Below are 10,297 nucleotides of genomic sequence, written 5' to 3'. Positions count from 1 at the left end.
TTTTGCATTCCCCGCCTTTCCAAGGCGGGGTGGCTGCGCCATTAATAAAAATGGTTCCCTTCGTTTGCGGCGCAGACGGGGCGGTTGGTAATTTCAAATAAAAATGGTGCGCTGCGCGGTTCCTGCGCGCAAAAAGCACATAATAGCTATATATGGGAGGAACCAATCCATACGTGAACGAAGAACCTCCTGCTCCGGCGACGCAGAAGTTCAGCATCACATTTCTGCCGATGAATGTGACCGTGGAGGTTGACCCCGAGAAGATCCCGTACGGGCATACGGGTCTTCCGGGAAGCATCCTCGACATCGCGCTCTCGAACGGAATCGAAATCGACCACGCGTGCGGCGGTGTATGCGCCTGTTCCACTTGCCATTGCATCGTGCGCGAAGGCGGGCAATCGATTCCCGAGATAACGGACACCGAAGAGGAAGAGCTGTCCTATGCTCCCGGGCTGACGCCGAATAGCCGTCTGAGTTGCCAGAGCGTTCCCGATGGCAGCCGGAATCTCATCGTCGAGATACCTAACTGGAACCGCAACGCGGTACGCGAAGGCCACTGACAGGCCTGCTGACGAATTCAGTGGAAGTTTCCGCAAGCCTCCGTTGTAGAATGAATCCGACCCCCGTTGTAACAAAATAAAAATCGCGGCCATGCAGCCGTTAACGAGTAGCTCACCATGAACGCACGAAAGCACGTTTGGATAGGCTCAATTGTCATTCTTTGCGTGTTATGCGCCGGAGCAGTTCATATCACGGCACAAACATCGCAGCAACCTGCAGCTCAGGAAACCACCGCGCAGGAAACCCCGGCGCCTGCAACTCCGCCTGCCGATGTCCAGGATCCCCAGGATCCGCGATACCGGTTGAACATCAACGTCGAGCTGGTCAATGTAACGGCGACGGTTCTCGACGATCAGGGCAAATACCTCGACGGCCTGAAGGTCGACGACTTCCAGATCTTCGAGAACGGCGAAAAGCAGAAAATCTCATTCTTCTCGCATGATCTCCGCGTCCCTGTCAGCGTCGGCGTCCTGATCGATTCCAGCGGCAGCATGCGGCACAAACTGCAACAGGCCCTCCAGACCGTGCGCGAGGTCGCGCTGGCTCTGTCGCCGCAGGACGAAATGTTTGTCGTGCAATTCTCTTCCGATGTGCAGATGCGCCAACACTTCACCTCGAACATGCAGGACGTGCAAAAAAGCCTGAGAGATATCCGGGCCGGCGGCGAAACCGCCGCTTATGACGCCATCCAGACCGGCATGGAGGAAATGAAGAAGGCGAAGCACAACAAGAAGATCCTGCTGATGGTCACGGACGGCTTCGATACGAAGAGCCACATCAATTCGACTCAGGTCGAAGACATCCTGAAGCGTTCGGAGGTCCTTGTCTACGCCATCGGCATCGATGATGACGATGACGATCCTCTTGCCCTGGGCCGCACCCGGTACCACATCTATCACTACATGCTCGGGCGCCTGACCAGTATCAGCGGCGGGCGGGCTTTCCGGCTGTTTACCGGTAGAAATTATGCGTTGAACGGTCTTGCGGAAGTTCTTCTTGAAGAATTACACCAGCAATACACGCTGGGGTACTACCCGACGACCCTCTCGGATAAGAACACATGGCGGGAGGTCGATGTGAAAGTCAGTAAACCCGGTTCACAGATTCGCCATCGAACGGGGTATTACGTCACCGAAGCCAAAGCGGCTAAAAACTTGAACTGAAATACTCCCGCTTCCCGTTCTCAGAATGTTCCAGGCGCGCGGCGTCGAGTTGCGGGGCCGCGTCGAGCGCGACTCGTACCATATAAGGATCGAATTGCGCGCCCGCGTGGTTTTCCAGCTCGGCTAGAGCAAGATCGGTGTTCATGCACCGCCGGTATGGCCGGTCGCTGGTCATGGCGTCGAACGTGTCCGCGATCAGGACGATTCGCGACTCGAGTGGAATTGCGTCCCCCTTCAGTCCCCACGGATAACCTGTTCCATCAAAATGTTCATGATGGTGACGGACGATAGGCTCGAGATTGAGCCCGCCCAGCGACCGCACGATACGCCCGCCGATCACCGGATGTGCCCGGATTTCATCGTATTCCAGGGCATCCAGCGCGCCGGGTTTGCAAAGAATGGAGCTGCGAATGCCAATCTTTCCAATGTCGTGCAGGATCGCACCGACTTTCAGATTGAAGATCCAGTTTTCGTCGAATCCGCCGTGATGTCTGGCAATGATTTCCGCGTATCGTTCGACGCGATCGCAGTGGGCTGCTGTATATGAATCCTTGGCTTCGATCGAACGCGCGTGAGCGCGAATGGACGACACGAAAATCTTCTGCCGTTCTTCTTCGTGCCGGGTGACAAGACGCTTCTTCTCCGCTTCACTGGTGTCGAGAAGATTCCGTAAACCCGCCCGATCGTTCTCGTGACGGACAAGCATGTGCCGCCGTTCCGTCGCGCGGGCGAGACTGATTTCAAGCTCGCTCATGGTGAACGGTTTGCTGAGGAAATCGAAGGCGCCGGCCCGCATCGCGGCGACCGGGCTTCGGGGATCCGCCTGTCCGGTGAGCAGAACGGCCACGATTGTCGGGTCGAGGCCGGCGAGATTCTCGACGAGTTCGATCCCGCCAAGTTCCGGCATTCGCATGTCGGAGTAGACCAGGCCGTAGGTGGAGGGCTGGCTTTCGAGAACAGCCAGAGCCTCACGCCCGTTTTCGGCTATTTCGGCATTAAAACCTTTTGCTCTGAGCGCGTCTGCAAGCGCATACCGGCAATCTTTTTCGTCGTCGACAACTAACACCCGTTCCATGCGTGTGTTATCGACGGCACCGGACTAAAACATTAGCGGCTCAGGCCGATGCCGCGATCTGTTCTCCCAGGCCGATGCGCTTGATCTTTTCGATCAGCGTGGTGCGCTTCAGGTTGAGCAGTTTAGCCGCCAGCTTCTTGTTGCCGTTGGTCTTGCGCAGGCTCTGAAGAATCAGTTCGCGCTCCATGTCGGTAACCACGTTCTGGAAGTTGATGCCTTCTTCGGGAATTTCAATCAGCGGTACGAAATTCATGGAATCCCGGTTTTGAATCTCCGCGGGAAGGTCCGTTGCAAGGATTGCCGGCCGGTTGCCGGTCAGCGCGACCATCCTTTCCACAAGGTTTTCCAGCTGCCGGACATTGCCCGGCCAGTCATACGCCATCAGACCTTTCATGACCTGGGGTGAAACGGTTTTCAGATCCAGCTTGTGGGCATCGCAGAAGTGCTCGACAAATTTCTGGACGAGCAATGGAATATCTTCGCGGCGTTCGCGGAGCGGCGGCAGATTGATCGGAATGACATTCAAGCGGTAGTAGAGATCCTCGCGGAACGTTCCGTCCTTCACCATCTGTTCCAGGTTCGAACTCGTCGCCGCGATAATCCGGACGTCGACCTTTACCGTGCTGTTGCCGCCGACGCGCTCGAACTCGCGTTCCTGAAGGACGCGCAGCAGTTTGACCTGCAGCGAAACCGGCATGTTTCCGATTTCATCCAGGAAGATGGTTCCGCCATTCGCCTGTTCGAAGCGGCCGATGCGCGTCTGGACGGCGCCTGTAAATGCGCCTTTCACGTGACCGAACAACTCGGACTCGAGCAGGCTTTCGGGTATCGCGCCGCAGTTGATGCTGACAAGCTTCTGGTCCTTGCGCGGACTGTTGAAGTGGATGGCCTTGGCGATCAGTTCTTTTCCGGTTCCTGTTTCGCCCTGGATCAGACAGGTGCTGTTGAGGCCGGCAATGGTCTCGACCAGTTCGAAGATCCGTTTCATGCCCCGGCCCGAGCCGATAATGTTGCTGAAGCCGTACTTCTCGTCGAGCTGCTTGCGGAGGTATTGATTTTCAAACCGGAGGTGGCGTTCCTTGAGACCTTTGCGAACCATGATCGGGAGTTCGACCAGCTTGAATGGCTTTGTCAGGTAGTTGTATGCGCCCTTCTTTATAGCGTTCACAGCCGTTTCGATCGTGCCGTATCCCGTGATGACCACGCCGATGATTTCCGGATAGCGGACCAGCGATTCTTCGAGCAGTTCGACCCCGGTCTTTCCGGGAAGGTTGTGATCGGTGATCAAAACGTCGTATGCAATCTGTGAAAGCTTCTCCGCTGCTTCTTCAGCAGACCCGGCTTGATCGACTTCAAATCCGTCGAGTGTCAAGATGTCGACGATCGCGTGGCGAAGATCCTCTTCGTCGTCGACCACCAGAACCTGTTCCTTGTTCGTGTCCATGAAACGCCTCCCTGCTAGAAAATCTGACCGATTGTACCTGTCGAATCTAAAGTTTTCAAGGAATTTGCCGATACATTGACATGGTGAATGTAGCAGAGGTGTTTCCCGGCAAAATTCGAATCCTCGTCGTGGACGACGACAGTGACCTCAGATTGACACTGTGTGAGTACCTGCAATCCCGTAATTTCACCGTTTCGTCGGCTCGCGACGGCTCGGAAGCCATCAGCCTGATTCAATCCCGGAAGCTTAGCTTCGACATTATCTTTACCGACCTTGTGATGCCTCCCGGACCGGACGGGATGGAGGTTCTCAAGGTGGCGAAACAAGTCAATCCTTTGAGCTATGTCGTCATTATGACGGGCTATTCGTCCATCGAGACCGCCATCGAAGCCATCCGGCGCGGCGCCTTCGATTACCTGGCCAAACCTTTTAAGCTCGCCGAAATCGAAATCGCTGCGAGCCGTATCATGGAGTATCTGATGCTGATAGACGACAATAAGAAGCTGTCGGCCAGGCTTGCCCTCGCGACCGAAAAATCCGCGATGATCGACTCCAGACTTGAAAAGATCGAGTCCTTATTAGGCATCCTTGTTGCCAGGATGGGGTTGAATCCAAAACCTTGACATTGTTGGATTCTTGACAGAATGGCGGCCGTTTAACCGTCAAGAAAGCGGCGTTTTTCGCCGGTTTTTGTGTCAAACCCCCGACTTTTAAGGTTATCCTACCCAACCAAGTCAGCCGTAAGTCACTGATTTACCGATACATCTGCCATCTGGTATTCCGCCTGCCTATAAGGGGTCGATGAGCGACTTCAAAGTTTACAGCAACATTCCGCGGATGATGCCGACGCCGACGCTTCCAAAGGCCCCCGTTTCCGGCGGCTCCTTCGGCAATCTCCTGAACCAAGCCATCCAGCAGGTAAGCAACGTCGAAAAAAGCTGCCCGGGCGACTTGCAGAAATTTCTCAGCAATGAATCCGATCTGCATTCCGTAATGACCTCGTTCGAGAAGGCGGATCTATCGTTTCAGACGATGATGCAGGTGCGCGACAAGATCGTTGCTGCGTACCAGGAAATCATGAAAGCCCAGGTGTAGTAACCGCCAATGGCCGCACAAAGCCCGCTCGATCAAATCAAGGTCTTCCTTACACGCTATACGCTTCAGCAGAAGCTGGCGATCGCCGGGTCCGGCGCACTTGTTCTCGTCATGCTGTGGGCGCTGGTGTTTTTCATGAATCGCGTCGAGTACCAGACGCTGTATGCGGACCTCGATCCCCAGGAAGCCCAGGGCTTGATACAAAAGCTGACCGACCTCAAAGTTCCTTACGAACTCGGCCCCGACGGCCGCACGATTAAGGTCGCCGCCGACAAGATTGCCGAAGTGCGGATTCAGCTTGCGAGCCAGGGATTGCCGGAGAGCGGCCGGATCGGTTTCGAGATCTTCGATCGTACGAATTTCGGTTTGACCAACTTCCAGGAACAGGTCAATTATCAGCGCGCGCTCGAAGGCGAGCTCGCCCGCAGCATCATGACTCTCGCCGAAGTTGAAGCGGCGCGTGTCCATCTGGTGCTGCCGAAGGAGTCGCTTTTTCAGAGCACCGACGACCAGACGAAAGCATCCGTCATCCTGAAATTGAAGAATAGCCGGACGCTGTCTGCTTCGGCAGCGCAGGGAATCATCAATGTTGTCGCCAGCTCGGTCAAAGGGCTCACCCCCGAGAAAGTGGTATTGATCGACTATCGCGGAAAGATCCTGTCCCGCAACGACAGCGGCGACAGCGGACTCTCCTCAACGCAATTGGACGCACGGCAGAAGGTCGAGACCGAACTCTCGAACAAGATCGTCCAGATTCTCGAGCCTGCAGTCGGCCAGGGAAAAGTTCGCCCGCAGGTCTCGGTCGTCATGAACTTCCAGCAGGTCGAGGAAACCGTCGAGCAATACGATCCGCAGGGCAGTGTCGTTCGCAGCCAGCAGAAACAGGAAGAGCGCGAGCCGCAAACGGAATCCGCCGGCAATCTGTTGAAACAGAACGAAACCACCAATTATGAAGTCAGCAAAGCTGTACGCCATATCGTCAATCCGGTAGGGAGGGTCGATCGCGTCTCGATCGCCGTGCTGATCGATAACCATACCAAGGTCGTAACGGGCAGCGACGGCAAGCCGCAGACGACGCAGGAACCGCGCGACGCCGATGACATGAAAAAGTATCGGGACCTGATTTCGGCGGCGATCGGTTTCAATCCCGATCGAGGCGATCAGCTGACGGTCGAAAACGTTTCCTTCGAAGGGGAAGCCGAACTCGTCGAAAAGCCCACGTTCATGGACAAGCAAGGGCCGTTGATCATGACAGGTCTTCGCTACCTGATTATTCCGGTCGTCTTCATCATTCTTTATCTGCTCTTCCTGCGTCCTGTTCAGAAGAGCGTTTTTGGCAACTGGGCTCCTGCCGGTTCAATCCCCGCAGGGCGGAATGTTCCCCGCCTGCCCGGAACCGTGAAGACACCGATGACGGTGAAACAGCTCGAAGCGCAGCTCAACGGAACAACGCTTGCAGATGACCGCGCGGACGCGGCTGAGCGCGAGCTCCAGTCATTATCGTCGCCGACCAAAATAGATTTGATCCGGAAGCGCGTCGTGGAGCAGACACAGAGTGACCCTGAGACCGTAGCCAGACTGGTGCGCATGTGGCTCGCGGATGAAAGGCATAAATGAAAAGCGGTGATGTGAAGCTGGCGGCCACCCTCTTCGTTCTCATCGGTGAAGAGACGGCATCGGAGGTACTTCGGTTTCTCAACGAGGCCGAGATCGAAGCGATTTCGAAAGAGATCTCGAATGTCGGTCCCATCGCATCCGAAGATGCGGAAAAATCCGCCGAGGAGCTGTACCGGCTGCTTGTTGCCAACCGCTTCGTTTCCGAAGGCGGCGTCGATTACGCCAAGAAAGTTATTCGCCGCACCCTGGGCGCCGGCCCGGCCAAACGCATCATGGACCGGCTCTCATCCAGCGCCACGAGCTCGAATGCCTTCGAGGCGATCGACCGCTTGAACCCGGTTCAGTTATCCCAGTTCATTCAAAACGAACACCCGCAGACGATCGCCATGATTCTTGCGCACCTGGCGCCCAACAGTTCCGCGGAACTGCTCGAATCATTGCCCGACGACATCCAGGCGGATGTTGCCATCCGCATGGCGAGCCTGGAAACCATTTCTCCCGACGTGATTCGCGGGATTTCCGCCGTGCTTGAAGAGAAGCTTAAGCCGGTCGGAACCTATGCCCATAACCAGGCCTACGGCGGTATCCGCGCCGTTGCCGAACTCCTGAACAGAATGGACCGGCGGCACAGCCGCGCGGTGCTCGATAAGATCGCCGGCGACAAACCCGAGGTCGCCAATTCGATCCGTGAATTGATGTTTGTCTTCGAAGATATCTCGATTCTCGATGATCAGGCGATTCGCGAAATTCTGCAGTGCATCGATAAGAAGACCATTGCTCAAGCGCTCAAAGGCGCCACGGATCATCAGCAGCAGCAGTTCTTCCGCAACATGTCCGGTCGTGCAATCGAGATGATGAAGGAAGAAATGGAATTGATGGGACCAGTGAAGATCAAGGATGTTCACGCGGCTCAGCAGCGGATTGTCGAAGTGGTAAGCAAGCTCGAAGAAAAAGGAATCATCAACCTCGGCGGAGGCGGTGGCGAGGAATATGTCCTCTAGAATCATTCGCGGTGACGGCAGGCTTCAGAGGCTCACGATCAGTGCGCCGGCAGAACAGTCTTTCCTTGCCCTGGCGTCGCAGGAACATGCGATGAATGTCGAAAAAGAGGCATTCGAGCAGGGATATGGCGAAGGCGAGAGGATCGGTAAACAGATGGGCGAGAAGATGGTGGAAACCATCGTCAAGCGTTACGAGAACGGCATCGCCCAACTCGCCGAGTCCCATAAACAGCTGGTGGAAGAGATGGAGCAGCAGACCGTCCGGCTGGCTCTCGAGATCGCCCGCAAGATTGTTCAGCGGGAACTCACCATGGATCCCGATCTCGTGGGGGCGCTGGCTTCGGTCGCGTTGAAGCGCGTCTCCGGACACCAGAGCATTGCATTGCGCGTCAGCCGGCAGGATTTTGGCCGGGTCCGGGTTGCGGCCGGGAATGCGAATCCTGCCGTGACTGTGAAGGACGACGCCACGCTGGAGCGCGGTGACTTTGTGATTGAAACGGGTCAAACCTTCCTGGACGGCCGGGTAGCGGCGCAAATCGATACCATCGGAAAGGCATTGTTCGATGAATAGCCGGCTGGATCTCGATAGATTCTATAAGCGCCTGGAGACCGGCGACCCGGTTAACGAATTCGGAATCGTCGAAAAAGTCGTCGGAAACACGATCGAATCTCACGGCCCGAACGTCACAATGGGATGCGTGTGCTGGCTTGAAACCCAGGGCCGGCGCATTCCCGTCGAAGTCGTGGGCTTCACCGACGGAAAAGTCATTTCGATGCCGCTGGGCAAAATCGACGGAGTCCGCCAGGGAGACATTCTTCAGGCATCGAGCCGCACCGCCAGCATCGGCATGAGCGAGGCGCTGCAAGGCCGCGTCCTCGACGGCCTCGGCCGTCCTATCGACGACAAACCCCTGCCGCTCGAACTTCATCGCCAGGATCTTTATGCCGAGCCGGCAAACCCGCTTTCACGGGATCCCATACGCGACCCTCTTCAGACGGGCGTCCGTGTCATCGACAGCCTGCTGACGACCGGGAAGGGCCAGCGGGTTGGAATCTTCGGCGGCAGCGGCGTCGGCAAAAGCACGTTATTGGGAATGATTGCGCGCTATACGAGCGCGGATATCAACGTCATCGCATTGATCGGTGAACGCGGCCGCGAAGTGCGGGAGTTCATCGAAAACGATCTCGGTGAGGAAGGATTGAAGCGGTCCATCATTATCGTTTCAACCTCCGATCAGCCTGCGCTTGTGCGCATCCGTGCCGCATTTGCAGCCACCGCCGCCGCGGAGTATTTCCGCGACCGCGGCTACAACGTGATGCTGATGATGGATTCCGTGACGCGCTTTGCCATGGCTCAGCGCGAAGTCGGTCTGGCGGCCGGTGAGCCGCCGTCTTCGAAAGGCTATACGCCTTCCGTGTTCTCATTATTGCCGAAACTTCTGGAACGTTCCGGAAAGTTCAGCAAGGGCAGCATCACGGCGTTCTACACGGTATTGGTGGAAGGCGACGACATGAATGATCCGATCGCCGACTCCGCGCGCTCCATTCTGGATGGACACATCGTGCTGGATCGCGAGCTAGCATCGCGCGGTCACTATCCCTGTATCGATGTGCTTGCGAGCGTCAGCCGCCTCATGCCGCATCTGGTCGGACAGAACATCAAGAATGCGGCGTATGAAATCCGCGACTTGATGGCCACCTACAGGAAATCCGAAGACCTCATCAATATCGGCGCGTATAAACGCGGATCCAATCCCCGCATCGACACGGCGATCGACCGCCACGATGCCATCAACCAATTCCTGAAGCAGAGAGCGGAGCAGTTCGCCCAGCTCAGTGTCACCCATCAACAACTCCTCGAGTTAGGGGGCACGAAATGAGCACCAGACTCAAGGGAAGTCTGCCGCGGCTGGAACGCCTGTTTCATATCCGCCAGACCTATGTGTCTGTGGCGGAAGCCGGCGTCAAGCAGGCCGAAGGCGAAGTGCGCCGTCTCGAGAACGCCGACTCCGAGGCCGCCGGCCAGATTCAGCAGACGCGGGAAGGAATTGCCTATCTGAAGACCGCTACCGGCAACGATCTCCAGAGCGGCGAAAGATATATCGAGGCCCTGAAACAGCAACGCAAGGTGATCCATCAATCCCTCGAGACAGCGACAACCAACCTCGCACAGCGGCGTTCCGAATGGTCGGAAGCGATGAAGGCGCAAAAGATCATCGAGAAGCTTCAGGCGCGCCGATTGCATCAATCGGAGCGTGAAGACGACGCGGCCCTGCAGAAGTCGCAAGACGATGCTTCTATTGGACGTTACGTCAGAACACGAATTTGAAAGGCGTGTTAG

Annotated in this window: 11 protein-coding genes; 9 read left to right on the top strand and 2 right to left on the bottom strand. The window is 56.4% G+C overall.

The features are described 5' to 3' along the window. Positions 1-173 precede the first annotated feature (173 nt). Together VGK48_17825 and VGK48_17820 are read left to right on the top strand one after the other, a co-directional pair. The gene (locus tag VGK48_17825; GenBank protein ID HEY2383039.1) at positions 174-560 is read left to right on the top strand and encodes a 2Fe-2S iron-sulfur cluster-binding protein; all 387 of its coding nucleotides are present in this window, start codon (positions 174-176) and stop codon (positions 558-560) included. A 117-nt stretch (positions 561-677) separates the two neighbouring features. After that, the gene (locus VGK48_17820; protein HEY2383038.1) at positions 678-1,724 is read left to right on the top strand and encodes a VWA domain-containing protein; all 1,047 of its coding nucleotides are present in this window, start codon (positions 678-680) and stop codon (positions 1,722-1,724) included. Here the strand turns inward: VGK48_17820 and VGK48_17815 are convergent. Next, positions 1,708-2,799 (bottom strand): HD domain-containing phosphohydrolase, encoded by a 1,092-nt coding sequence (locus VGK48_17815; protein HEY2383037.1) that lies wholly within the window; start codon positions 2,797-2,799, stop codon positions 1,708-1,710. The genes VGK48_17820 and VGK48_17815 overlap by 17 nt on opposite strands. Before the next feature lie 40 nt (positions 2,800-2,839). Next, positions 2,840-4,243, bottom strand: coding sequence for a sigma-54 dependent transcriptional regulator (locus VGK48_17810; protein HEY2383036.1), 1,404 nt, complete (start codon positions 4,241-4,243; stop codon positions 2,840-2,842). A gap of 80 nt (positions 4,244-4,323) precedes the next feature. Here VGK48_17810 and VGK48_17805 point away from each other — a divergent pair, with 80 nt between their 5' ends. From VGK48_17805 to VGK48_17775, 7 genes are all read left to right on the top strand, one after another. After that, a complete protein-coding gene (locus VGK48_17805; protein ID HEY2383035.1) occupies positions 4,324-4,866 on the top strand; it encodes a response regulator in 543 nt (180 codons plus the stop codon). Positions 4,867-5,044: 178 nt separating this feature from the next. Next, on the top strand, positions 5,045-5,338 hold the full coding sequence (gene fliE / locus VGK48_17800) for a flagellar hook-basal body complex protein FliE (GenBank protein HEY2383034.1): 294 nt from the start codon (positions 5,045-5,047) through the stop codon (positions 5,336-5,338). Positions 5,339-5,347: 9 nt separating this feature from the next. Further along, on the top strand, positions 5,348-6,955 hold the full coding sequence (gene fliF / locus VGK48_17795; protein ID HEY2383033.1) for a flagellar basal-body MS-ring/collar protein FliF: 1,608 nt from the start codon (positions 5,348-5,350) through the stop codon (positions 6,953-6,955). Further along, the gene (gene fliG / locus VGK48_17790; GenBank protein ID HEY2383032.1) at positions 6,952-7,956 is read left to right on the top strand and encodes a flagellar motor switch protein FliG; all 1,005 of its coding nucleotides are present in this window, start codon (positions 6,952-6,954) and stop codon (positions 7,954-7,956) included. The genes fliF and fliG overlap by 4 nt, the downstream gene beginning before the upstream one ends. Then, a complete protein-coding gene (locus tag VGK48_17785; protein ID HEY2383031.1) occupies positions 7,946-8,527 on the top strand; it encodes a FliH/SctL family protein in 582 nt (193 codons plus the stop codon). The genes fliG and VGK48_17785 overlap by 11 nt, the downstream gene beginning before the upstream one ends. Continuing rightward, positions 8,520-9,836: a FliI/YscN family ATPase gene (locus VGK48_17780; GenBank protein HEY2383030.1), complete on the top strand. Its 1,317-nt coding sequence runs from the start codon at positions 8,520-8,522 to the stop codon at positions 9,834-9,836. The genes VGK48_17785 and VGK48_17780 overlap by 8 nt, the downstream gene beginning before the upstream one ends. After that, positions 9,833-10,285 (top strand): flagellar FliJ family protein, encoded by a 453-nt coding sequence (locus VGK48_17775; protein ID HEY2383029.1) that lies wholly within the window; start codon positions 9,833-9,835, stop codon positions 10,283-10,285. The genes VGK48_17780 and VGK48_17775 overlap by 4 nt, the downstream gene beginning before the upstream one ends. The last annotated feature ends 12 nt before the right edge of the window (positions 10,286-10,297 follow it).

Source organism: Terriglobia bacterium (assembly GCA_036496425.1).
Lineage (GTDB): Bacteria > Acidobacteriota > Terriglobia > 20CM-2-55-15 > 20CM-2-55-15 > 20CM-2-55-15.
This window is presented reverse-complemented; position numbering and strand designations above follow the sequence as displayed.

Bases quoted from the DNA above. Each gene is read 5' to 3' on its own strand.
- VGK48_17820 (HEY2383038.1), top strand. From the start codon at position 678: ATGAACGCACGAAAGCACGTTTGGATAGGCTCAATTGTCATTCTTTGC.
- VGK48_17815 (HEY2383037.1), bottom strand. From the start codon at position 2,799: ATGGAACGGGTGTTAGTTGTCGACGACGAAAAAGATTGCCGGTATGCG.
- fliE (HEY2383034.1), top strand. From the start codon at position 5,045: ATGAGCGACTTCAAAGTTTACAGCAACATTCCGCGGATGATGCCGACG.
- VGK48_17775 (HEY2383029.1), top strand. From the start codon at position 9,833: ATGAGCACCAGACTCAAGGGAAGTCTGCCGCGGCTGGAACGCCTGTTT.
- VGK48_17785 (HEY2383031.1), top strand. From the start codon at position 7,946: ATGTCCTCTAGAATCATTCGCGGTGACGGCAGGCTTCAGAGGCTCACG.
- VGK48_17810 (HEY2383036.1), bottom strand. From the start codon at position 4,243: ATGGACACGAACAAGGAACAGGTTCTGGTGGTCGACGACGAAGAGGAT.
- VGK48_17780 (HEY2383030.1), top strand. From the start codon at position 8,520: ATGAATAGCCGGCTGGATCTCGATAGATTCTATAAGCGCCTGGAGACC.
- VGK48_17805 (HEY2383035.1), top strand. From the start codon at position 4,324: ATGGTGAATGTAGCAGAGGTGTTTCCCGGCAAAATTCGAATCCTCGTC.
- fliG (HEY2383032.1), top strand. From the start codon at position 6,952: ATGAAAAGCGGTGATGTGAAGCTGGCGGCCACCCTCTTCGTTCTCATC.
- fliF (HEY2383033.1), top strand. From the start codon at position 5,348: ATGGCCGCACAAAGCCCGCTCGATCAAATCAAGGTCTTCCTTACACGC.